The organism is Pseudomonas sp. 1176_21, assembly GCF_052850635.1.
In genome coordinates this window covers 25,671-48,862 of record NZ_VXCV01000005.1, presented here as the reverse complement: position 1 = coordinate 48,862, position 23,192 = coordinate 25,671, and the positions used below count along the sequence as shown (strand labels likewise).

At 66.1% G+C, this 23,192-nt stretch carries 12 protein-coding genes and 1 tRNA gene; 3 read left to right on the top strand and 10 right to left on the bottom strand.

Going from position 1 to position 23,192, the window contains the following annotated elements:
* Nucleotides 1–117: 117 nt before the first annotated feature.
* On the bottom strand, nucleotides 118–2,013 hold the full coding sequence (gene dibA / locus FW760_RS13495; protein ID WP_043861302.1) for a phosphodiesterase DibA: 1,896 nt from the start codon (nucleotides 2,011–2,013) through the stop codon (nucleotides 118–120).
* 150 nt (nucleotides 2,014–2,163) lie between these two features.
* Between dibA and desA the strand changes: the two genes are divergently transcribed.
* Both desA and FW760_RS13485 read left to right on the top strand, forming a co-directional pair.
* On the top strand, nucleotides 2,164–3,348 hold the full coding sequence (desA, locus tag FW760_RS13490) for a delta-9 fatty acid desaturase DesA (protein WP_043861303.1): 1,185 nt from the start codon (nucleotides 2,164–2,166) through the stop codon (nucleotides 3,346–3,348).
* Between the two features lie 150 nt (nucleotides 3,349–3,498).
* The gene (locus FW760_RS13485; protein ID WP_058541701.1) at nucleotides 3,499–4,488 is read left to right on the top strand and encodes a sensor domain-containing diguanylate cyclase; all 990 of its coding nucleotides are present in this window, start codon (nucleotides 3,499–3,501) and stop codon (nucleotides 4,486–4,488) included.
* Between the two features lie 96 nt (nucleotides 4,489–4,584).
* Here the strand turns inward: FW760_RS13485 and FW760_RS13480 are convergent, their stop codons facing one another.
* The 3 genes from FW760_RS13480 to gabD all read right to left on the bottom strand — a co-directional run bounded on the left by FW760_RS13480 (nucleotide 4,585) and on the right by gabD (nucleotide 8,829).
* Nucleotides 4,585–5,787 (bottom strand): response regulator, encoded by a 1,203-nt coding sequence (locus FW760_RS13480; protein ID WP_043861305.1) that lies wholly within the window; start codon nucleotides 5,785–5,787, stop codon nucleotides 4,585–4,587.
* A gap of 136 nt (nucleotides 5,788–5,923) precedes the next feature.
* Entirely contained in the window at nucleotides 5,924–7,204 is a 1,281-nt protein-coding gene (gene gabT / locus FW760_RS13475) for a 4-aminobutyrate--2-oxoglutarate transaminase (protein ID WP_043861306.1), read from the bottom strand.
* A 182-nt stretch (nucleotides 7,205–7,386) separates the two neighbouring features.
* Entirely contained in the window at nucleotides 7,387–8,829 is a 1,443-nt protein-coding gene (gene gabD / locus FW760_RS13470; RefSeq protein WP_043861307.1) for an NADP-dependent succinate-semialdehyde dehydrogenase, read from the bottom strand.
* 262 nt (nucleotides 8,830–9,091) lie between these two features.
* Here gabD and FW760_RS13465 point away from each other — a divergent pair.
* A tRNA-Arg gene (locus tag FW760_RS13465) sits at nucleotides 9,092–9,168 on the top strand.
* Between the two features lie 69 nt (nucleotides 9,169–9,237).
* Here FW760_RS13465 and FW760_RS13460 read toward each other — a convergent pair.
* The 6 genes from FW760_RS13460 to FW760_RS13435 all read right to left on the bottom strand — a co-directional run bounded on the left by FW760_RS13460 (nucleotide 9,238) and on the right by FW760_RS13435 (nucleotide 22,931).
* Nucleotides 9,238–10,143 (bottom strand): hypothetical protein, encoded by a 906-nt coding sequence (locus FW760_RS13460; RefSeq protein ID WP_043861308.1) that lies wholly within the window; start codon nucleotides 10,141–10,143, stop codon nucleotides 9,238–9,240.
* A gap of 131 nt (nucleotides 10,144–10,274) precedes the next feature.
* Entirely contained in the window at nucleotides 10,275–10,892 is a 618-nt protein-coding gene (locus tag FW760_RS13455; protein WP_043861309.1) for a hypothetical protein, read from the bottom strand.
* 4 nt (nucleotides 10,893–10,896) lie between these two features.
* Nucleotides 10,897–11,511 (bottom strand): GAD-like domain-containing protein, encoded by a 615-nt coding sequence (locus FW760_RS13450; RefSeq protein ID WP_043861310.1) that lies wholly within the window; start codon nucleotides 11,509–11,511, stop codon nucleotides 10,897–10,899.
* Nucleotides 11,511–20,591 (bottom strand): hemagglutinin repeat-containing protein, encoded by a 9,081-nt coding sequence (locus tag FW760_RS13445; RefSeq protein WP_116052473.1) that lies wholly within the window; start codon nucleotides 20,589–20,591, stop codon nucleotides 11,511–11,513. The genes FW760_RS13450 and FW760_RS13445 overlap by 1 nt, the downstream gene beginning before the upstream one ends.
* 40 nt (nucleotides 20,592–20,631) lie before the next feature.
* On the bottom strand, nucleotides 20,632–21,150 hold the full coding sequence (locus FW760_RS13440) for a protein-lysine palmitoyltransferase (protein WP_116052472.1): 519 nt from the start codon (nucleotides 21,148–21,150) through the stop codon (nucleotides 20,632–20,634).
* Between the two features lie 8 nt (nucleotides 21,151–21,158).
* On the bottom strand, nucleotides 21,159–22,931 hold the full coding sequence (locus FW760_RS13435) for a ShlB/FhaC/HecB family hemolysin secretion/activation protein (RefSeq protein ID WP_054915887.1): 1,773 nt from the start codon (nucleotides 22,929–22,931) through the stop codon (nucleotides 21,159–21,161).
* Nucleotides 22,932–23,192 lie beyond the last annotated feature (261 nt).

Here is a 23,192-nt window from a genome sequence, read left to right as displayed (position 1 = left end):
TTATATAACTAAAAAGTGCAGAGGCGGGCTGCTTTGCAGCCCATCGCGGGTCAAGCCCGCTCCCACACGGTTCTCCACCGGCCCCTGTGGGAGCGGGCTTGCCCCGCGAAAGGGCCCTCAGGACCAGCGCAGTTGCTGCGCAGGCACCGGTCGACCGTACCAGTAGCCCTGGCCCATGTCGCACTGCTGCTCCAGCAGGAAGCGCGCCTGCTCGGCCTCTTCGATGCCCTCGGCCTGGATCTGCATGCCCATGCTGCGCGCCAGGGCGATGATCACCCGCACGATGGCGACGTCATCATCGTCATGGGGCAGGCCCGCCACGAAGCCCTGGTCGATCTTGAGCTTCTGCACCGGCAGGCGCTTGAGCCGCAGCAGCGAGGAGTAACCGGTACCGAAATCGTCGATGGCCAGTTGCAGGCCCAGCTCGCGCAGGCGGTGCAACTGCTCCAGCGCCACCTCGGGGTCTTCCATCACCGCGCTTTCGGTCACCTCGACCTCCAGCCGCGCCGGGTCCAGCCCGGTGTCGTGCAGCACCTGGGCCACCAGTTGGTACAGGCTGCGCTTGCCGAACAGGCGGCTGGACACGTTGACCGCGACAAACCTCAGGGCCTTGCCCTCGGCCTGCCACTGCACCATCTGCTGGCAGGCCTGGCGCATCACCCAGGTGTCGATCTCGGCAATCAGCCCGGTGCGTTCGGCAATCGGGATGAACTCGCCCGGCGGCACCAGCCCGCGCTCGGGGTGCTGCCAGCGCACCAGTGCCTCGACGCCGATCATGGCACCGGTGAGCAGGTCGTGCACCGGCTGGTAGTACACCCGCAGCTCCTGCTGCTCCAGGGCCCGGCGCAACTCGCCGGCCGTCTCGACCCGCTGCTGGGCATGGGCGGTCAGCTCCTCGGTGTACAGGGCGTACCCCGAGCGGCCATTGCCCTTGGCCTTGAACAGCGCCGAGTCGGCGTTGCGCAGCAATTGCTCGGCGCTCAGCGCATCGCTGGGGAACAGGCTGATGCCGATGCTGACGCTGGTGAACAGGCGATGGTGGTCGAGCTCGAACGGCTCCTTGAGGCAATCGATGATGCCTTGCGCCAGGGCAGCGGCCTGGCCGACCTGGGCGCAGTTCTCGGACAGCACGGCAAACTCGTCGCCGCCCAGCCGCGCCAGGGTCATGCCGGTGCCCAGCTGGGCCAGCAGGCGTTCGCTCACGGCCTTGAGCAACTGGTCGCCGGTGTTGTGGCCGAGGCTGTCGTTGATGCTCTGGAAGTGGTCCAGGTCCAGCAGCAACAGGGCACAGCCGCGCTTGTTGGCCTGGGCCGCAGCCAGGGTCTGCTTGACCCGGTCGTTGAACAGCAGGCGGTTGGGCAGGTCGGTGAGCGGGTCGTGGTGCACCAGGTGCGCCAGCTCGCGCTCGGTGTGCTTGATCGCGCTGATGTCGCTGAACACCGCCACGTAGTGGGTCAGCTGGCCGCTGTCGTCGTGAATGGCGCAGATGGTCTGCCACTGCGGGTAGATCTCGCCGTTCTTGCGCCGGTTCCAGATTTCGCCGCTCCATTCGCCCTTCTCGGCCAGGGTGGCGAATATCTGCTGGTAGAACGCGGTGTCGTGGCGGCCCGACTTGAACTTGCTCGGGCGCTGGCCCAGCACCTCGTCCTTCTGGTAGCCGGTGATCTGCATGAACGCCCGGTTGACGTGCACGATCAGGCCGTCGCGGTCGCTCACCAGCACCCCTTCGAGGGTGCTGTCGAACACCGCTGCGGCCATGCGCAGGCGCTCGCGGTCCTCGCGGCGCAGGCGCGCGCCCACGCCGATGAAATTGAGCAGGCGCCAGCGCGACACGAAGATCAGCGCAGCGCTGCAGCCCATCCACGCGTAGGCGTTGATCAGCTCCCAGCGTGCCAGCTGGGCGGGATCATCGAAAAGATTGCTCAGTATTTGATCAGACAGCACCAACCACATGACCGACAGCACCAGATACAGCGCGGACATACGCAGGGCGTCTCGAACGGATACAGACATAGAGTCGCTGGAACCCAGGGCAAAATGATGGCCATTATAGGGGTAGAAATATCCCGTGACCTCCTATCTAAAACGCCGACTGGTTTTATTTAGTAGGGTAGGGATAATACTTTGCGCTGTTTCTTTCGCTTTACGAGGGCCCACCCGCCTATGTGGTACAACGGTTTTCTCGACCTGTCAGCCTGGCAACTGCTGGCCGTCACCCTGCTGATGACCCACGTGACGATCGTCGCGGTCACGGTTTATCTGCACCGCTATTCCGCGCACCGCTCCCTGGAGCTCAATGCCGGGCTCAAGCACTTCTTCCGCTTCTGGCTGTGGCTGACCACGGCGCAGAACACCCGCGAATGGACCGCCATCCACCGCAAACACCACGCCAAGTGCGAAACCGTCGACGACCCGCACAGCCCGGTCATCAAGGGCCTGTCCACGGTGCTGCGCAAGGGTGCCGAGCTGTACCGCGAAGAGGCGCAGAACCCCGAGACCCTGCGCATCTACGGCAAGAACTGCCCCGAGGACTGGATCGAACGCAACCTGTACTCGCGCTACAAGCTGGGCGGCATCGCGCTGATGGCGCTGATCGACGTGCTGCTGTTCGGCACCATCGGCATCACCATCTGGGCAGTGCAGATGATGTGGATTCCGTTCTGGGCCGCCGGCGTGGTCAACGGCCTGGGTCACGCGGTGGGCTACCGCAACTTCGAATGCCGCGATGCCGCCACCAACCTGGTGCCGTGGGGCATCATCATCGGCGGCGAAGAGCTGCACAACAACCACCACACCTACCCCAACTCGGCCAAGCTTTCGGTCAGGCGCTGGGAGTTCGACATGGGCTGGGCGTGGATCAAGCTGTTCACCTGGCTGCGCCTGGCCAAGGTGCAGCGCGTGGCGCCCATCGCGCACCGCGTCGAGGGCAAGGGCCAGCTCGACATGGACACCGCCATGGCGATCCTCAACAACCGCTTCCAGATCATGGCGCAGTACCGCAAGCTGGTGATCGCGCCGCTGGTCAAGCAGGAGCTGATGCGCGTGGACGACTCGGTGCGCCACCAGTTCCGCCGCGCCAAGCGCCTGCTTTCGCGTGAGCCGAGCCTGCTCGAAGACCGCCACCACCAGCGCATCGAGTCGATGCTGGCGCACAGCCAGGCACTCAAGACCATCTACGAGAAGCGCCTGGCCCTGCAGCAGATCTGGGCACGCACCAGCGCCAACGGCCACGACATGCTGGCCGCGATGAAGGACTGGGTACACGAGGCCGAGGCCAGCGGTATCCAGTCGCTGCGCGACTTCGCCGCACAGCTCAAGACCTATTCGCTGCGCCCTGCCCTGGCCTGACGCCGTTGATCGGCGCGCCCCGTCCTGGGGCGCGCCTGAGGAACTCTCCCTTCGAATTTCACTCTGACTGGCATATCGCCCGCGTGGCGGGCCGTGTCAGGCCGCACGCCCTTCGCCTTTCGATTCCGCTTTTCGAGACGCTTCGTGCACATGGTCAACAAGAACCCGCCGTCCCCGTCGTTCAGCCCACCGTCGCATCCCGCGCACACCTTGCTGGCCCTGCTGCATGCCCAGGGTGAAGTCGCGCGCCTGAGCGAGCGCGAGCAGCTGTTCAGCTCGCTGCTGGACAGTGTCAACGCGGTGCTCTGGGCCATGGATTGGGAAACCCGGCGCGTGCTGTACGTGAGCCCGGCCTACGAGCGGATCTTCGGGCGCTCGGCCGGTCTGCTGCTGGCCGATCACAACGAGTGGCGCGACAGCATCTACCCCGACGACCTGGAGTACGCCGAACGCAGCCTGGCCGAGGTGCTGGTCAAGGGCGCGGTGGAAGACCGCGAGTACCGCATCATCGCCGCCGACGGGCAGGTGCGCTGGCTCAGCGACAAGTGCTTCATCAACCAGCAGGCCGACAGCGCACAGGGCGTGATCGTGGTCGGCATGGCCGAGGACATCACCGAAAAGAAGCAGCTCGAAGGCGAGTTGCAGCGCCTGGCTACCACCGACGTGCTGACCCAGAGCAGCAACCGCCGGCACTTTTTCGAATGCGCGCACCACACCTTCGAAAAGGCACGCCAGGAGCAGGCGCCGATGGCGTTCCTGCTGCTGGACATCGATGACTTCAAGCAGGTCAACGACACCTACGGGCACCAGACGGGTGATCAGGTGCTGCAACGCATCGCCGACAGCGGCAAGGCGGTGCTGCGCCGTGGCGACCTGTTCGGGCGCATTGGCGGCGAAGAGTTCGCGGCGGTGTTTCCCGGGTGCACGCCGGAGCTGGCGCTGCAGGTGGCGCAGCGTCTGCAGCGCGAGATCCAGCGCCTTAGCTTCAGCCAGGACGAACAGGTGTTCGGGGTGACGGTGAGCCAGGGGCTGACCGGTATCGATGAGGAGGATGAAGTGCTCGACAGCCTGTTCGCACGGGCGGATGCGGCGATGTATCAGGCCAAGCGGCAGGGCAAGAACCAGATTGTCAGGGGCTGAGAGCTTGGTTGCCCGGGCGGGCCGCTTCGCCGGCAAGGCCGGCTCCTACGAGCGGCGGTGGCGTCTGTAGGAGCCGGCCTTGCCGGCGAAGCGGTCTCAGGCCTTGCGCAGCAGCTCCAGCTGCGCCAACCCCACCCTCAGCAGGCGCGCCGTCTTGCTCTCGGCCAGTTGCTCCAGGCCCTGCTCGGCCGGCAGCCGCGCCAGCTGCCCGGCCAGGTTCAAGATCAGGTTCTCCCGCGAGTACACCCCGCCCCCCAACTGATACACCGAGGCAATCAGTTCGCGCAGCTCCAGCGGCAAGCGCCAGCGGGTACGCAGCGCCGAGCCGTACGCAGCGCCATACTCGTTCAACGACAACTGCACCGCGTCCTCGTCCAGCTCGCCCCCGGCCAGGCTCCACTCCTGCAGGCAGCGCAGCAACGCCAGGTCGCCCAGGCAATGCAGCAAGCCGGCACAGTAGCAACGCTCCTGGTCCAGCTCCATCGACCGCGCCAGGCTGGCGGCATACTCGGCCGTGTGCAGCGACAGGCCCCAGAAATGCTCGGCATGGCGTGACAGCAACGGGTCGCTGAGCCTGGCGCTGCGCTTGAGTGCCAGGCCCATTATCAGGTTCATGCTCTGGGTGGTGCCCAGCTTGTTCAACGCCTGCAGCAGGGTCTGCACCGCACCGTCACGATGCAGCGCCGCGCTGTTGGCCGCAGCGATCAGCACCGCGGTGATCTGTGGGTCGTTGCGGATCTCTTCTTCCAGTGCCTTGAGGTTGAGCCCCTCGGGGTTGAGTGCGTGCTTGATCGCCTGCTTCACATCAGCCAGCAACGGCCCGCCATCGGCGGTGCTGCGGTGGTCTTCGAGAAACCGCGACAAGGTGATGCCCGGGCGCAATGCCGGCACCGGGCAGGCCACCGCCTCGCCGGCACCAAGCAGTTGCTCCTCCAGGCGCTGGCGCAGCAGCTCGGCATTGAGCGGCTTGCTCAGGTACGCCGTGGGCGCCAGCGGCAGCGCCTCGCGCACGCTGGCCACATCGCTGCGGCTGCTGATCAGGATGAACGGCAAGCTGCGGCGCTTGGCGCGCACGCTGCGCAGCAGGTCCAGGCCGTCGATGCCGGGCAGCTCGCGGGCGGCGATGATCAGATCGGGTTGGCTGGCCAGCGCGGACAGCGCCTCGTGGCCATTGGCACAGACGTGCAGGCGGGCATCGCAGCGCACGCTGAGCAGCATGTCCTTGAGCATGTCACGCACCCACGGGTCGCCTTCGGCAATCAGCACACAGGGTGCGGTGGGTGGGTTTGAAACGGTCATCGGGCTTCTCCTGACATCTCGATGCACGCCATCCAGGGCGTCTTCCAAGGTAGCTCCTGTGCAAACCTTAGCGCCCTTGTCGGGCTTTGGGCGAAAAAAAACCCGCCGAGGCGGGTTTTTTCCTATCGCGTCACACTTACGCCAGTTCGGCGAAGCACTCTTCGATGATGGCCAGACCCTTGTCCAGCTGCTCGTCAGGCGAGGTCAGTGGAACCAGGATACGCAGCACGTTGCCGTAGGTACCGCACGACAGCAGAATCAGGCCCTTGTCACGCGCCTTGGCCACGACGGCTGCAACGGCAGTCGGGTTAGGGGTGTGGGAACCGGCCTTGTCGAACACCTCGACCGCGATCATCGAGCCCAGGGCACGCACGTCACCGATGATCGGGTGCTTGTCCTGGATCTTGCGCAGGCCAGTGACCAGACGCTCGCCGACTGCCTTGCTGCGGTCCAGCAGTTTTTCTTCTTCGAACACTTCCATCACGGCCAGGGCCGCGGCGCAGGCGATCGGGCTACCGGCGTAGGTGCCGCCCAGGCCGCCTGGAGCGATGGCGTCCATGTACTCGGCCTTGCCGCACACACCGGCCAGCGGGAAGCCGCCAGCGATGGATTTGGCGAAGGTGGTCAGGTCAGGCGCGACGCCCATCTGTTCCATGGCGAAGAAAGTACCGGTACGGCCAGCGCCGGTCTGTACTTCGTCGGCGATCAGCAGGATGCCGTGCTGGTCGCACAGGGCGCGCAGACGCTTCATGAACTCTTTAGGCGCGACGTAGAAACCGCCTTCGCCCTGGACCGGCTCCAGGATGATCGCAGCGATATCCTTGGCTTCGGCGTCGTTCTTGAAGATGCGTTCGATCGAAGCGATCGAGTCGTCGATGCTCACACCGTGCAGTTCGTTCGGGTAGATGGCGCGGAAGATGCCGCCTGGCATCAGGCCCATGCCGGCCGAGTACGGTACGACCTTGCCGGTCAGGCCCAGGGTCATCATGGTGCGACCGTGGTAGGCGCCGGTGAAAGCGATCACGCCGGCACGGCCGGTGGCGGCACGGGCGATCTTGATGGCGTTTTCAACGGCTTCGGAACCGGTGGTGACCAGCAGGGTTTTCTTGGCGAAATCACCCGGGATCAGCGCGTTGATCTTTTCGCACACTTCGACATACGGCTCGTAGGCCAGTACCTGGAAGCAGGTGTGGGTCAGCTTGTGCAGTTGAGCTTCAACGGCAGCGATGATTTTCGGATGCACGTGACCGGTGTTGAGTACCGCGATACCGCCGGCGAAGTCGATGAACTCGCGGCCTTCGACGTCAGTCACGGTGGCGTTCCTGGCCGACTCGGCGAAGATCGGGTGGATCTGGCCGACGCCACGTGGGACGGCGGCTACACGGCGTTGCATCAGGGATTCGTTGGTCTTGCTCATAATGTCCTCATTTCGCCACACGCAGGTGGCGCGATTCGATCGGGGCGGCCGGTATTCGACTGCAGCAGCATGCGTTGATCGACTGCTGCAGGGGCCCAGGCGGCCGGATGTCACGGTGTAAAAAAGGCCAGCGGGACGGCGCTCTCGCGCCCCGCTGGCAGAGGTAAAGCCTTACGCTGCGATCAGACGCTGATGCACAGGTATTTGATTTCGAGGTAGTCCTCGATGCCGTACTTGGAGCCTTCGCGGCCCAGGCCCGAGGCCTTGATACCACCGAACGGCGCGACCTCGTTGGAGATCAGGCCGGTGTTGATGCCGACCATGCCGTATTCCAGGGCTTCGGCGACACGGAACACACGGCTCATGTCACGGGCATAGAAGTACGAGGCCAGGCCGAATTCGGTGTCGTTGGACATGGCGATGACTTCGGCCTCGTCCTTGAAGCGGAACAGCGGAGCCAGTGGGCCGAAGGTTTCTTCCTTGGCCACGGCAGCGCTTTTCGGCACGTCGACGAGGATGGTCGGCTCGAAGAAGTTGCCTTCGATCAGCTTGCCGCCGCTCAGTACCTTGGCGCCCTTGCTCACCGCGTCAGCGATGTGCTCCTGCACCTTGGCCACGGCCTTGCCGTCGATCAGCGGGCCGGTGGTGGTGCCGTCTTCCAGGCCGTTGCCGATCTTGAGCTTGGCGACTGCCGCCTTGAGCTTCTCGGCGAACACGTCGTAGACGCCGTCCTGCACGTAGATACGGTTGGCGCAGACGCAGGTCTGGCCGTTGTTGCGGTACTTGGAGATGATCGCGCCCTCGACGGCCTTGTCCAGGTCGGCGTCGTCGAACACGATAAACGGAGCGTTGCCGCCCAGCTCCAGGGAAACCTTCTTGATGTCCTTGGCGCATTCGGCCATCAGCTGGCGACCGATTTCGGTCGAGCCGGTGAAGGACAGCTTGCGCACGATCGGGTTGCCGGTCAGTTCGCTGCCGATGTCGCCGGCGCTGCCGGTGACCACGCTCAGCACGCCAGCCGGGATGCCGGCACGGGTGGCCAGCTCGACCAGGGCCAGGGCCGAGTACGGGGTCTGCGAAGCGGGCTTGAGCACCATGGTGCAGCCAGCGGCCAGGGCCGGGCCGGCCTTGCGGGTGATCATCGCAGCCGGGAAGTTCCACGGGGTGATGGCCGCGGTAACGCCGATCGGCTGCTTGATCACGATCAGGCGCTTGTCGGGCTGGTGGCCCGGGATGGTGTCGCCATAGACACGCTTGGCTTCTTCGGCGAACCACTCGATGAACGAGGCGGCATAGGCGATTTCGCCCTTGGCTTCGGCCAGTGGCTTGCCCTGCTCGGAGGTCATCAGGCGGGCCAGGTCGTCCTGGTGCTCGATCATCAGTTCGAACCAGCGGCGCAGCTTGCCAGCACGCTCCTTGGCGGTCAGTGCGCGCCAGGCCGGCAGGGCCTTGTCGGCGGCCTCGATGGCGCGACGGGTTTCGGCGGCGCCCATTTTAGGCACGGTGCCGAGCACTTCACCGGTGGCCGGGTTGGTCACCTGGATCGTCTGACCGTTGTCCGCGTCCAGCCACTCTCCGTTGACGAAGGCTTGCTGGCGGAACAACTGGGCGTCTTTGAGCTGCATGTCGGGCTTCCTTAACTGCACCGTGCGAACACAGGGCGAATTATTGATTTGTAGAAAAAGGAGAGCGTTTGAAATCTCAAACGAATCCTAGGATCAACGGGAACAAAGGACAATAGGGTGTTCGAAAAAAAGAACAAAAAGCCTAGCAGACCCTGAAATTTCAGATCAACGTCACTTTTGCGCCAGCGAGTGTTCGGAATCGAACACAACATTACTGGCGATGGACGCCAAGGGTGCAGATGGGTATCATGGCGCCCGCGTTGCACTCGTAGCTCAGCTGGATAGAGTACTGCCCTCCGAAGGCAGGGGTCGTGGGTTCGAATCCCGCCGAGTGCGCCATCTACGACAAAAGGCCCAGGTGAAAACCCGGGCCTTTTTTCATGGGCGCGCAAAAGGGACAGGCCGGGCTCAGACCGTGCGCTCGCCCTCTATCAGCTGCCCCTGGCTGTTGCCATGCAATGCCGAGTACCTGGCCAACTGCCCCAGCCGCCGATCCAGCTCCTGCAGCAGGCGGTTGCGCCGGGTGGTCACCTCATTGCCGTTGAACAGCCCGGGCTCGACGGTATACAGGTTGAATATCTGGTTGATCGCGGCCGGCCCGGCGATCACATGGTTTTCCTGCGAGCTGTGGTTGTACAGCGCCACCATCTGCCCGGTCTGGGTGTCGGCAGGGCGGGCGAACAGCATGCTCACTGTCTGCCCGGTGCGGATGCGCACGGCGCTGTCGGCGAACTGGAAACACGCTTCCCTGCCATCGCGCAGCTTCACCCAGAACTCATGCTCCTGGATGTTGTGGCTGCTCACGTGCATCGACGACGAACTGCCGCCGATGGAGCCGTAGCCGTCGATCATGTAGCCGCCGCCGGAATGGTGCGAGTGGCTGGCGCTGAGGTGGGTCTGGTTGCGCTTCTGAGTGTCGAGAATCTCGCCGGTGACCACGAAGAAATGCAACTGGCGATCGTAGTGGTTGAACGGCTCGTCGATGAAGTTGGGGTCGTCGGGCGACAGGCTGATGTCGTACATGGTGCGCACCATTTCCTCGCGCGCGGCCTTGTCGTGCCTGGCGCGCTCCTTGAGCTCGGCGCGGCGCACCTTGGCGTCGTCGATGGCCTTGAGCGCCTGGGCCTTGAGGATCGGGGTTTTCTCCTGGGCGTAGGCGGCGGCCTTTTCGCTGGCCTCCTTGAGCACCGGCGCGGCCTTCTGGCCGGCCTCCACGGCCAGTTCCCTGGCCTTGGTCAGCGCCTGGGCCGCCTTGGCGGCAAGTTCGGGGTTGGCGTCGACGGCTTTCTTTTTCAGGTCATCCCAGAGACTCATTCTCTATCCTCTCAACGCTTGATCGATCAACCGCACAGGTGCGGGGCGCTGGAGAGTCTACAGGCAGTGCCGGAGGTTTTGGCAGGCGGTGCGGGCCTGTTCGCCGTCGATGCCGGCTCTGCTGATACCTGTCAACCGGCCACCAGCAGCCGGTCCTGCAGCACCACGCTCATGCCCCCCAGCCGCCACAGCTCGAAATAACGCGCAAAATCCACCTCCAGCGCCAGCAGCGGCGCCGCGATGTACCACGCCAGGTAATAGTCAGCGGCAATCCCGTACAACGCTTCGAGCAGCGCGTACATCGGCAGTTGGCTGTCACGCACGTCCTCGATGACCGTGTCGGCGAAATGCTCGAACACCCAGGCATTCGGCGCATCGCTCTGCAACGCCTTCAACGCCACCTCGCGGCTTACCACCTCGACCACAGGCTGCCAGTGGGCCTGCTCCGGCCACGGCCCCTGGGTGGACAGGCAGTACCGTGCCTGTTCGTTCCACCAGGCCAGCGCCGCGGCCTTGAGCCGGCCTTCATCGCAGCCGCGCTGCGGCAACAGGTACAGGCTGCTGTCCAGCGAACCTGCCGCCAGCACCTGCTGCGCCCGCGCCTGCAAGGCATCGGCCTGGGCAAAGCCGGCAAAGATCTGCGCCAGCTCCGCGTCGCTGCCATGCTCCTTGAACAAGCCGAGAAAATGCGAGCTGTCGAGCACGACGCGACCTTCGCGGCACGCTATCCAGTCATCGAGCAGGGTCATGCGCTCAGCGACCGAACTGGCGAAGAATCGTCAGGTGCACGTCCAGCTGCAGCTTGCGCAGGTTGCCCAGCACCGCCTTGCCGCCCATCACCAGCGCGGGCTCGAAGCCGTACAGCTCCTGCTCGCCCAGCGGGCCCAGGGCCTGCAGCGCACGCTCGAACAGGAACTCGCCATCGGCGTCCTCCATGTCGAAGTCCTCGCGCTCGACCATCGACAGGAACGACTGCAGCTCCAGGTCCGGGTTGCTGCAGGGCACGTTCTTTTCGCTGCTCATGGCGTACACGCGGTTGTACGCACACAGCACGATCAGCTTGCGGCCATAGGTTTCGCCCCATGCATAGAGGTCGCCAAAGGCCGTGCGGCCGATCACATGGTAGGTGTCCAGCTTTTCGAACTCGGTGCCTTGCAGCCACATGTCCAGCAGGTGCTGGTAGTCGTGCGGGTTGACCAGCCAGAACAGGCCGTCGGCATAGCTGCCCCACCCCTGCTCCTGCCAATACTCCAGCAGTTTGTCCGGCAGGCGGCCACGGTACTGCGCGATGCTTTCGGCCGGCACGGGCCGCTGATGGGCAGGCTCGCCCATGGCCTCGATAAACATCTCGAGAAATGCGTCCTTCATCACTGACTGGCTCCCCTGGCTAGCTCTAACCTGATGTTCAATTTGGCACTGCCGTTGCCCGCCTCCACCGCCTTGCGCACGGTTTCGTCCAGCAGCGGCAACCGGCTCGACCAGCTGGCGCCGATCGACGAGTTGACGTTCGAATTGCCCATTCTAACAGGGTCGGGTTTTACCCACCCGCCAGCTACCATGTCGGGCTCGTGCAGTGCGGCCAGGTTCGACTTGATTTCCTTGGCCCGTGCCTTGGCCATCTGCGCCGCGACCTTGGGGTCGACGCCGTTGTTGACCAGGCCCTTCTGGATGTTCTCGGCCACGCTGCGCTCGAATTCGCGGCCGAACTTGCGCTGCAGCGCCACCGCGTCGGGGTTGCGCCCGGTGCTGTCGAACGCCTCGCGGGCGAACTTGAACTCGTCGGCGGTCATGTTGTTGATGGCGTCCTGCTGGGCCTGCAACTGCTTGTTGTATTCCTTGAGGTACGCCTGCTGCTCGGTGGGCGTCATCTCCTTGTAGCGCGGGTTGTCATAGGGGTTGAACTGCTTCACGGGCAGTTCGTCCAGGCGCTCGACGGTGGCCACGGTGCCCGCACCCGCCGCCGGCTTGCCGGCAGGGGGCAGCTCGACCTTGGCCACCGGCGCTTCCTTGACCAGCACTTCGGCCTTGGCGGCCATTTTTTCCAGACCCGCCCGGCCCATCTTGATGCCGGTCTTGGCCAGCGTCACGCCGGCCTTGGCCGCGCCGCCCACGCCGGTGGCAATGCTGCCGGCCTGCCACACGATCTCGCCCAGGTCACGCCCCAGTTGCATGGCGTGCTCGTCACCGCCTACCTCCAGCGCCAGGGTCACGCGGTCGATCTTGGCGTTGAGTTCATCCACCACATCGGCGCCCAGCTTGTCGCGCGCCTCCTGGTTGGAAATCAGTTCCTTGATGCCCTTGAGGCCATCGATAGGGTGCGCGATGAACTGCGCCAGCCCCTCGATATCGTTGATGCCGGCCTCGACCAGGCCACGCCCCACGCCAACCTGGGTCAGCAGGTCCTGCTTCTTGCTGATGAAGCCCCACTTGGCAATGACCTTGAGCTCGTCCGCCAGGCCCTCGGCTTCCTTGAGCTCCTTCTTGGCCTGCACCAGTTGCTGGGTGGCCAGCCAGTTGTTGTCGGTGGCGGCGCCAGCGGCGGTGTTGGCGGTGGCGGCATCCAGGCCGGTGCTGGCGGCCAGCCCGGTGACCAGGCTGGTGATCAGGTTGCGCTTGGCTTCACGTTGCGCCTCGGACTCGTTGGGGCTGGCTTCGGAGAACAACCCGGTGAGCACGCTCGATGCCGCCGCCCCGGCCGCACCGCTGCCACAACTCTGGCTGCTGGCCGCCGCGCCCGCGCAGGCGAGGATGCCGTGCAGCGCCGCGTGTACCGGCGAGCCTTCGATAAGGCTGCCGTTGGCCACCAGCTCGCCGATATAGCCCGCGCCCTGCTGCTGCACGTAGTTGACCACCAGGCCCTGCATGAACGCCGTGTTGCCGGCGCTGATGTTGCCGCTGGCCGCGCCCACCAGCGCGGTGGTGATCTGCCGGTAGGTGCCGCCGGCGCCCCAGTTTTCGGCAATGCCGTCGGCCTGATGGCGCAGGTCGCTGGCCGCCAGCAGCAAGGCAGTACGCTCGCCGTCGCCCAGTTCCGGGTTGGCGGCCTTGGCTTCGGCCTCCTTGGCCTGGTTGCGCTTGGCGTCGACTTCCTTGGCCTTGTTGTTGAGCAGGGTGCCCGCCTCGTTGGCGAACGCGCCGACGATCTCGAACCCGGCGCGAATCTGCTCCTCGTTGAAGATCGGCTTCAGCGCATTGCTGCCATCGCGGTCGCTGGACACGTCGCGGTTGAGGCTGGCTATGGCCTCGTCCACGCTCTTGCCGGTGCGTTTGTGCTGCTCGGCCGCATCGGTGATGACGATACTGCCACCACTGATACCGCTGCGGGTCACGCTGCTGGCGCTATCGCTGGCACTGATGGCGATCGGCATGCTCACACCGATGTCGTTCTCGTTTTTCGCAAGGTCGGTGCCAGGGGTTTGCGTGGCGCCGCTGGTGGCGTTGCCCTGCTGGTCCTTGCCGACCTCGCGGTAACCGCCGCCTAGGCTCAGGCTGCTGCCCTTGTACTCGGCCTCGTTCCTGATGTCGCGGCTGGTCAGGCTGGCGGTGACCAGGCGGTTGCTGCCGTCCTGCACGGCCTTGTCGCTGCTGGCGATCACTGCGCCCACCAGGTCGGTGTTGCCGGCCACGTAGATATCGAAGCCGCCGTCGCCGGCCTTGATCCCCGACTGCTCGGTGACGCTGGCGTACTTGGAGTCGATGTCGGTGGCGCCGAAGCTGCCGCTGGCACCACTGACCGAGCTCATGCCATAGCAGAACGGCGGAATGCACAGGCTGATACCCACGCCCAGGCTCTTCTCGTCCACGGTGTAGGTGCTGGTGTCCTGCAGGCTCTCTATGTTGAGGTTGCCGCCCACGTCCATCACCACCTGCTTGCCGCTGACCACCGCGCCCTTGAGGTTGGTGTCGCCGCCCGAAACCATGACCAGCTGGTTGCCGGCATCGATATGGGTGTTGGTATGGGTGAGGTCCTCGCCATCGGCTTCGCCGCGATTGCCGGACACCCCGAGGTCGAGGGTGAAGCCGTTGCGTGTGCCGCCCAGCGACAGGCCGATACCGACGCTGGCACTGCTGCCGGTGCTGTCGGTCTGCTGGGTGCTGGTGTTGGTGGCGGCCAGCAGGTTGATGTCGCCGTCGGCCAGCAGGCTGGCATTGTTGCCGGCCTTGATCTGGCTGCCGCGTACGGTGAGGGTGCTGTCCTCGTCGGCGCCGGTGGCGATCAGGCGCACGTCGTTGCCAGCGACGATGGTCGAGCCGGCAGCGGTATCGCTGTGCTGCTCGGTGGTGCTCTGGTTCTTCTTGGTGCCCAGCGACAGGCTCAGGTTGATCCCGCCCGCCGAACCCGGATCGGTGGCCACCGCGGTGGCCGCGTTGTTGGCCGCCAGCGCCGCGGTGGCCGCGGCCAGCGCCTTCATGCGCCCGTCTTCGGTCTTGTCCGAGGCCTGCTTCATCTGCTGGGTGGTCTGGATGGCGCTGATCACCGGGTTGGTCAGGGTCAGCGACACGCCAGTCTGCTTGAACAGGGTCTGGCGCTCACGCTCGCTGGTGTTGCGCGCCTCGACGATGGCGATCTTCTCGGCACGAATATCCACGTCGCCCTTGGGCGCCATGACCTGGCTGCCGACCTGGCGATAGCTTTTGCCGGCCTCGATCAGCACGTCGCCTTCGGTGGAGCCTACGGTGCTGGCCACCGCGGTGGTGCTGGTGGTCATGTCCTTGACCCGCTGCTCCTGGGTGCCGACGGTCACGGCGATGCCACCACCGCTGAACAGGCCGCTGGTCTTCTCGGTCTTGTCGTGGCGCTCGCTGCGGCTGTCGCTGGCCGCCGCGATGTTGACGTCGTTGCCCGCCACCAGGATGGTCTGCTGGCTGGACACCACGTTGGCGCCCTGCAGGTTGATGTCGCGCCCGCCCTGCACGTAGGTGTGCTCGCCGCTTAGGGTCGAGCCCTGGGCGGTGGTTTCGCTGAGCGTGTCACGGGTGGTTCTGGTGGTCTTGGAGAACATGCCGTTGCCACCGGTGACCTTGTGCGCCTCGTCGGCGAACTGGTAGTTCTGCCCGGCCATCAGGTTCACGTCGCGGCCGGCGTCGGCCATCACCATGCCCTGCTCGCTGCTGGCCTGGCTGGCGCGCAGGTTGATGTCCTGACCGGCCTTGAGGCTGACGTCGCCGGTGCCCTGCACATTGCTGCCCACCTCGGTGCGGCTGGCGTCCTCGCGCCAGTTGCTGCTGTTCCAGGTGATCGACTGCTGGTGCGACTCGGTGACGGTGGTCAGGTTCAGGTTGTTGCCGGCCACCAGTTGCGTGCTGCCGTTGGCACCGGCGTTGACCACCTGGGCGCCGGCCAGGTTGATGTCGTTGCCGGCCGAGGCCGTGAGCGTGCCGCCGGCGCCGCTGACGAACAGCCCGGCCACCCGCGACAGGTTGCTGCGCGTGCCCTGCTCGCTGCTGCTGTCATGGGTGCTGGAGATGACGTTGAGGTCGTTGCCGGCGCTGATCGCCAGGCTGTCCACGGCGCCGATCAGGCCGCCGAGGTTGTCGAGGTTCTCGCGTGCCTGCACCGACACCTTGTCGGCCTGGATGCGCCCGCCGAGGTTCTCCACGTTCTGCGCGGTGAGCGCCAGGATGCTGCGCCCGCCGAGGCTGCCGCTGTTGCTCAGGGTGTCGTTCACGTCGAGCTTGAGCTGCTGGCCGGCCATCAACGCACCCGCGCCGTTGAGGTCGCCCTGCTGCACCCGCACGTACACCTGCGGCACCAGCACCCTGCGGGTTTCGCCGCCGGCCACGGTCACCTGTTTTTCCACCAGCCACACGATGTCGCTGGTCAGCTGGGCCATCTGCTCGGCGCTCAGCGCCACACCCGGCACCAGTTGCCAGGTGTTGGCCACGGTAACCGCGTTGTCGAGCAGCGCGCGGTACTGTTCCTCGTCGTTGGCATAGCCGTCGATGAAGCGCCGGCCAGTGAGCTGGGCGACCTGTTCGCGAATCAGCTTCTGTTCGTAGAAGCCGTCGCCCAGGCGTTGCAGGGTCTGCCCCGGGTCCAGGTGCAGCTGTTGCAGCATGTAGTCGGACGACAGCCAGTTGCGGTAGCCGGCAAAGCGCGGGTCGGTCTCCACCAGATAATGGCGCACCGCCTGCGGGTTGCTGTCGAACAGGCTGTTGCTCGGCAGGGTCAGCACCGGGCCGCCGGTGCGGATCTGCTCGCCGACGCCTTCGGCATTGAGCCCGGCCTGCGCCGCCACCTCGATGATCGGCGCCACCTGGTAGGCATTGGCGGCGGCGCTGTCCACCGCGCCGGCGCCGGCGGCCTGCTGGTCGCTCAGCTGGCTGGCATGGCCGCCGAGCTGGGTGCCGCTGCCGGTGACGGCGGCCAGCTCCTGCCATACGGTGGGCTGCAGCGAGATTTCCTGGATCAGCGGCGCGGGCACATAACCGGCCACGCGGGCGCCCTGGCGGTCGCGGCCCTTGCGCTGGATACGGTAGAAGTTGGTCACCGTGCCGCTGTCGGTGGTGACCTGCTGGCCCTTGAACTCGGTGTTCACCAGGCTGCCGATGGCGCCGTGCAGCAGGCCGCCGGCGATGATCCGGCTCTTGTCGTTGAGCACTTCGCCGGCGTTGATGACCAGGTTGCCGCCGGCCAGGATCTGCCCCGGCGCCGAGGTGGCGATCTGGGTTTCGCGCACCACGCGGGTCACGTCGTAGCGGTTCCAGTTGTCCTTCTGGCCCTCGGGGGTGATCAGGTACTGCACTTCGTTGTGGCGGAACGTGACCTGGTCGGCCTGGTAGCGGTTGGGCGAGCCGGCCAGCTGGAATTCCTGGAAGCTCTGGCGGCTGATTTCCACGTCGCGGGTGCTGAAGTGGTTGTTGAGGTTGCGCAGGGTCTGCACGTCCAGCGCCATGTGCCCCAGCGACTCGATGGTGGCACTGGCGTTGGTCAGCAGCGCGGCGCGGCCGCTGGCGTGGTCGGCGTCATCCAGCGTGGCGCCGATGGCCATGTCGCCGGCACTGAAGATCAGCGCCGCTTCGCTGTTGTCGATCTGCGTGGCGCCGATGTCCAGGCGCGCACGGGCGGCGATGGCACCGGAGCGGTCGCCCTCGTTGGCGTTGACCAGGGTGCCGGCAGCGATGCCCAGCTGGTCGCCGTAGATGCGACCGGTGCCCAGGTTGTACAGCACGCCGGTTTGCAGGCGTACCTTCTGGCCGTCGATCAGGCCACGGTTGGTCAGGCTCTGGTGGGCAGTGATGCGCACCTGGTCGGCACTGATTTCACCCTCGGCGCGGTTGTCCAGGGTACTGGCGTCGAGCAGCATGGAGCGGCCGGCCAGTAGCTTGCCGCTGTTGTTCAGCGCACCGCCGGTCTGCACGTCGAGGGTGCCGTTGGCCTGCAGCAGGCCACTGAGTTCAAGGCCTGCGAGCAGGCGCAGGGTCAGGTCGCCCAGGCTCACGGCCTGACCGTTGCCACTGTAGTAGGCGGCGTTCAGGCTCAGCGACTGGCCGGCCAGCAGGCGCCCGTCGAGGTTGCTGATGCTCTGGCGGCGCGCAGCGGGGTCACGGTCGGTAATGTTCAGGTGCTGGCTGGAGCTGATCAGCCCGCCCGCGTTGTCCAGCAGTTGGCTGACGCCGATGTCCAGCGTGGTGTCGGCGCGAATCACACCGGCCTGGTTGCCCAGCACGTCGGACTCAAGGCGCAGGGCGTGCCCTTGCAGGCCCTGGTTGTCGGCCTGGGTGGCGTTGTTGGCGAGGGTGCCGGTCGACACATGCAGCAAACCGGCGGAGCGGATCAGGCCGCCCTGGTTGTCCACACGCTCGGCCGAGGCCACGTCGATGGCGCCCAGCGCCTGGATCTGCCCGGCCTGGTTGTTCAGCCGCAGGCCCTGCACCTGCACACTGTCGGCGCCGACGATGCGCCCGCCGGCGTTGGTCACGTCGGCGGCCAGCAGTTGCATCGCGCCCTTGGCCGAAATGTAACCGCCGGCGTTGCTCAGATGCGCGCTGTGAATCTCCAGCGCACCCTGGCTGATGATGCCCTTGCCGCTGCCATCGTCGAGGTTGACCAGTGCCTGTTCGCCGGTATCGATGTACAGCCTGCCCTGGGACTGGATCAGCCCGCCGGCGTTTTCCAGGCGCCCGCTGCGCAGGTCCAGGGTGCTGCGCGCATCCAGGGTGCCCTGGGCGTTCTGCAGCAGTTGGCCATTGCTGTTCAGGTTGAGTGCCAGGCCGCTGATCACGCCGCCACTGTTGTCGATACCCTGAGCGTTCACCACGATGTCGCCCGCCGCTTCCAGGCGCCCGCCCACGTTGCCCAGCTGGCTGTCGCGGGCAGTCAGCAGCAGGGCGCCCTGTACCGAGCCGACCGTACCGCCGCTGTTGTTCAGGTGCGCCGCAGTCAGCGTCATCTGGCGGATCGCGGCGAAGGTGCCGGCGGTGTTGAACAGCTCGCCAGCGCCCGCAAACAGTGTGCCGCCGGCGCTCACGGTGCCGCTGCGGTTGTCCAGCGTGCCGGCGTTGAACACGCCGTTGCCGCTGGCCGCAAGGGTGCCGCCGGTGTTGTCGAGCAGGCCCTGGGTGGTGACCGCAAGGCTGCCGCCCTGGGTGGCCAGGACCTTGCCGCCGCGGTTGGACAGGGTGTCGGCCTCGATCGATACGTCCTTGCCCTGAGCCACGCCGGCGTCGAGCTGTACCTGGCCGGCCTTGACCTGCAGGGTGCCGGTGCTGACCAGCGTGCCCTGCGCGCTGTCGAGCGTCGTGGCAGTCAACTGCAGGGTGCCGGCGCCGGCATGCTCGACGCGGCCCTGGGTGTTGACCACGGTGGCGGCGCTGAGCGTGGCATGGGTCGCGTTGCTGGCGATGCGGCCACTGCGGTTGTCGAGGGTGCCGTCGACCTTGATCGAGGTGCTGCCCTTGCCGCTCTGGGTCAGCTCGCCGCCCACGTTCGACAGCTCGCCGGCGCGTACTTGCAGGTTGCCCGCCACCACCTTGGCGGCGTCGCTGCGCAGGGTCTGGCGGGCGGTGGCACTGAGGGTCTTGCTGGCATCGACGCTGGCGTTGGCGAGGTTGATGTCGCCGCCGGTGAGGGTGATGTTGCCGGCCACGTTACGGCTGGCGCTCAGGTCGACGTCGCCTGCACTGACCTGCAAGTCGCCGCCGGCCAGGTGTTCGCCGTGGGCCTGCACGCGCTGCGCGGTGAGGGTCAGGTTGCCGGCCTTGCCCAGCTTGCCGCTCTCGTCCAGCCCGGCAGCCAGTGCCGAGCCCTTGCTGCTGGTGATGGTCGACTGCGCGCCGGTCGCCTTGAGTTCGACATTGGCCTGGCTGGCCAGGGTGCCGCTGTTGTTCAGGTCGCCGGCGCTGCTCAGCTGCAGGTCGCCCTTGGCATAGACCGTGCCGCTGTTGTCGACCCCGCCTTTGGCGGCGACGCGGGTGGCGCCGGCACTGCTGAGGGTGCCGCTATTGAGCAGCTTGCCGTCGGCGCTGATCACCACTTCGCCGGCGCCGGCACCGATCGTGCCGGCGTTGCGCACGCCCACACCGCCCTCGGTGCCCACCAGCATGATCTTGCCGGCGTACATGCCGCCGAGCTTGGCCACGTCGATGGCGACTGCGGGGGCCTCCTCGTCGCTGCCTGCCAGCCGGGTTGCGCGGGTATTGTCGGCGTTGACCTGGTTGCGCCCGGCGGTGACTTTCAGGTCCTTGGCCCAGATGCCGGCGTTGACCTGCACGCTCTGCGCGATCAGGTCGGTGTAGTCGGCGTCGGCGCTGTCCAGGCCCTTGCCCTGGATGCTGAGGGTACCGCCCTTGACCTGGTAGCCGGTGATGCGGCCGTTCTCAAGCTGCGCCTGGCCGGTGGTCAGGGTGGCGCGGTTGGCGTTGATGAAGCCGCAGCCGTCGCAGGTGACGCCGGCCGGGTTGGCGATCACCACCTGGGCGCGTTGACCGGCCACTTCCACATAGCCGCGCAACTGGCTGGGGTTGCTGGCGTTGACCTCGTTGAGGATCACCCGCGCACTGCCCTTGCTCAGGTTGCCGTTGCCCTGGATCCAGCCACCCAGCTGGGTCTGGCTGGCCTTGACGCCGTTGTTGAGGATGACCCCGCGCTTGTCCACGTCGAACTGGCTGTAGGTATTGCGCGACACGCCAGCGGCGCTGGGGGCGGTGATGTTCACCTGCGGCGTGCCGTTGGCACTCTGACCCACGTTCGGGCGCTGGGCTGCTGGCGCGCGCCCATCGGCAACCACCCCGGCGGCCCAGGAAGGGGCAGCGTCCAGCGCCACCAGGCCGAGGGCGAGCATCATTGCGAAACGCAGGCGGCCCAGTTCGGCCAGTGTGCCGGCCGAGCCGGCCACGGGCCCGGTGGTGGTGCCCGGCGCCTTGCCCTGGCTGGCGACGTTCTCGGCAACCACCATCAGCAGCCCGCGAGCCTTGTTGAAAACGATACGGTAGAGATGCTTGTTCATTGCAATTCCATTTGCGGTGCCAGACCGCCAGAAGTCAGGGTTACGCTGTGAGTTCCAGCGGGTGAGCGGCAAACCAGGCCTTGGCCTGTTCGGGAATCACGCCGATCCCCAGGTGCGTCTTGACCCGCAGGCCGCGCACTTCGCCCTGGTGGTCGAGGGCGCGCATGCAGCGGTTGGGGAACAGCTGGCGCTGCACCAGGCGCGCCAGCGTTGCCGCATGCCCGAACGGGGCGACGAAGTCGTTTATCCACAGGCGTTCGCCGCTGTTCCAGTCGGCATCGGCCATCTCGACAGGCGAGCGCTGGATGTAGCGCTGCTCGGCGGCGCCGTCGAGGTTGAGCCAGGACAGGTAGAACACCGGCTTGCCGGCCTCGCTGCCGAGCACGAACTGGCGGTGCTTGAGCGCCGGCAGCAACAGGGTGGCCAGACTGTGCAGCGGTGCGTCGCGGTGAGCTATGGAGTGCATCCACAGCCAGGTGGCCGAGCCCAGCACGGTGGCCTCGTTCCAGGGCTCGTCGAAGAGCCCGGGGGCGATGATGTCGAAGCGATCGATACGCATGGCGGGCCTCAGAACGACAAAGAGACAGTGAAGGCACTGGTGATGTTGGCCGTTTCGAAACCGTCGGGCTTCTTCAGCGGCGTACCCCAGGACCAGTCATACGACAGCGCCTTGTAGCCGCCGCGCACCCCTACCACGGCACCGGCCAGGCGCTTGCCCACCAGGTACTCGCTGGAGTGGCCGCTGACTTCGCCGTAGTCGACGCCGGTGTACAGCTCCTGGCCGGTATCGCCCAGGGCCAGGCCGATCTCGTTACGCAGGGTCCAGCCGCGTTCGGCCGAGAGGATGTTCTCGCCGTCGAAGCCGCGCACGGTGTAGCGCCCGCCGATGGAGAAGCGGTCCTGCGGCACCAGCGCCGAGCGGTTCCACTGCGCGCGCCAGCCACCGATGTAGCGCATACGCTGGTTGTAGGCGATGAAGGGCACCTGCAGCTGGGCATCGGCACTGATGATCTTGGAGCGCGAGGTGCCTTCGCCGGTGAGTTCTTCTGGCGCCTGCAATGCGCCGTGGGCACCGGTGCCGCGGCGGTAGCCCGCGCTCAGGTCGAGGGTGGAGGCGCCGATGAATTCGCGGTGGCTCAGGCCGGCTTCCCAGCCGGCCATGCGCCGGCGCTGCAGCTGGATTTCAGTGTCGTCGATGAAGTTTTCCGAGGTACGCGTCCACAGGCTGCCCCAGGCCGTGGTCTTGCGCACCGCATCGCGGTACAGCAGGCGCGACAGGCGCAGCTCGTTGTTGCGGGTTTCGCCGCGGTACTGGTAGGTCTCGTTCTCGCCGGCCACCTGCTGGTGGTAGTCGTACTCGCTGGTGGTGAAGCCCAGCAGCCAGTAGCCGAACGGCAGCGAGTAGTGCAGCGTGTTGCCCTTGGAGCCGCGATTGCCCGACTCGCCGCCGCCCAGGTCGTGGGTGGCGCTGGCGTAGAACAGGTCGTTGAGCGAGAGGATGTTGTCCAGCGACAACGCCAGGTTGCCCTGGTACTTGCCGGTGGTCTTGCTGCCGGAGTTATCCACAGACAGGCTGAGCCGCGCCGGGAAGGCCTGGCGCCAGGCGATCACGATGTCGCTCTCGCCGGGGCCGGCGTCGCGGGCCTGGGCCGGGGCGATCTGGATGTCGGCTTCGGCGGTGGGTACGCGCTTGAAATTCTCCAGGGCCTGTTCGATGTCGCGCAGGTTGAGCAGGTCGCCCGAGTGCGCCGGCAGCGCGTTCCAGGCATTGGCGCGCGAGCTGGTGCCTTCGGCGAAGCGGATGTCGCGGATACGCCCGGGAATCAGGGTCAGGGTCAGTTCGCCGCTGTTGAGGTCCTGGGCCTGGGCCAGCACGCGGGTGGTGACGTAGCCTTTTTCGATGATCGCGTTCTGGATGCGCTTCATGGTCAGGTTGATGCCGGCGCTGCCCAGGCAGCGCCCGGTGGCCGGGTCATCCTTGGGGTTGGCGGCGCGCAGCGCCCACTGGAAGCGCTCGGCCGCATCGCCCACCAGGCGCAGTTGGCGGATGGGGAAGCACGGGGTTTCGTTGGCGGGCAGGCGGCCGTCGCCTTCATCGGCCAGCGGTGCTTCGAGGCGCACGTCGGGGCGTGCTTCGAGCTGCTCGCGCTGCACCCGCTCGCGGTCGCGCTGGCGCAGCAGCTCGGCATTCGGGTCGGCGGCGTGTGCGGCGGTGCCGGCACCGGCGGCCCAGGCAGCGAGGGCCAGCAGCAGTGCGGCAGCGGGAGTGGGGCGCGAGGTGCTGACGAAGCAGTGGGCAACACGTGTCGTCAACGCCCGGCAATGGGCGATCGGCAGCATGGCACATCCTTGTGGGCCGGAATTCTAGGGGGAGTGTTATCGGGGGGCGGAGCGTTGTGCGCGGCTGAATGTTCAAGCCTGCTGTGAGGGACGGTGATTTGTCCTACAACCTCTTCCGCACCGCTCTGACGGGGATATCGCGAGAAAGTTGCAACGGGGTGCGGGAAACGTGATGGGGTTCAAGGTTTTGCAGGGGATGGCAACAGATGTGACCTCACAAGGTGCCAGCCACTGCTTCTGCGGCGATCACCAGATCGAGCG

What these genes read in the sequence shown, in the direction of transcription:
- dibA (WP_043861302.1), bottom strand. Translation starts at nt 2,013, where the DNA reads ATGTCTGTATCCGTTCGAGACGCCCTGCGTATGTCCGCGCTGTATCTG.
- desA (WP_043861303.1), top strand. Translation starts at nt 2,164, where the DNA reads ATGTGGTACAACGGTTTTCTCGACCTGTCAGCCTGGCAACTGCTGGCC.
- FW760_RS13485 (WP_058541701.1), top strand. Translation starts at nt 3,499, where the DNA reads ATGGTCAACAAGAACCCGCCGTCCCCGTCGTTCAGCCCACCGTCGCAT.
- FW760_RS13480 (WP_043861305.1), bottom strand. Translation starts at nt 5,787, where the DNA reads ATGACCGTTTCAAACCCACCCACCGCACCCTGTGTGCTGATTGCCGAA.
- gabT (WP_043861306.1), bottom strand. Translation starts at nt 7,204, where the DNA reads ATGAGCAAGACCAACGAATCCCTGATGCAACGCCGTGTAGCCGCCGTC.
- gabD (WP_043861307.1), bottom strand. Translation starts at nt 8,829, where the DNA reads ATGCAGCTCAAAGACGCCCAGTTGTTCCGCCAGCAAGCCTTCGTCAAC.
- FW760_RS13460 (WP_043861308.1), bottom strand. Translation starts at nt 10,143, where the DNA reads ATGAGTCTCTGGGATGACCTGAAAAAGAAAGCCGTCGACGCCAACCCC.
- FW760_RS13455 (WP_043861309.1), bottom strand. Translation starts at nt 10,892, where the DNA reads ATGACCCTGCTCGATGACTGGATAGCGTGCCGCGAAGGTCGCGTCGTG.
- FW760_RS13450 (WP_043861310.1), bottom strand. Translation starts at nt 11,511, where the DNA reads ATGAAGGACGCATTTCTCGAGATGTTTATCGAGGCCATGGGCGAGCCT.
- FW760_RS13445 (WP_116052473.1), bottom strand. Translation starts at nt 20,591, where the DNA reads ATGAACAAGCATCTCTACCGTATCGTTTTCAACAAGGCTCGCGGGCTG.
- FW760_RS13440 (WP_116052472.1), bottom strand. Translation starts at nt 21,150, where the DNA reads ATGCGTATCGATCGCTTCGACATCATCGCCCCCGGGCTCTTCGACGAG.
- FW760_RS13435 (WP_054915887.1), bottom strand. Translation starts at nt 22,931, where the DNA reads ATGCTGCCGATCGCCCATTGCCGGGCGTTGACGACACGTGTTGCCCAC.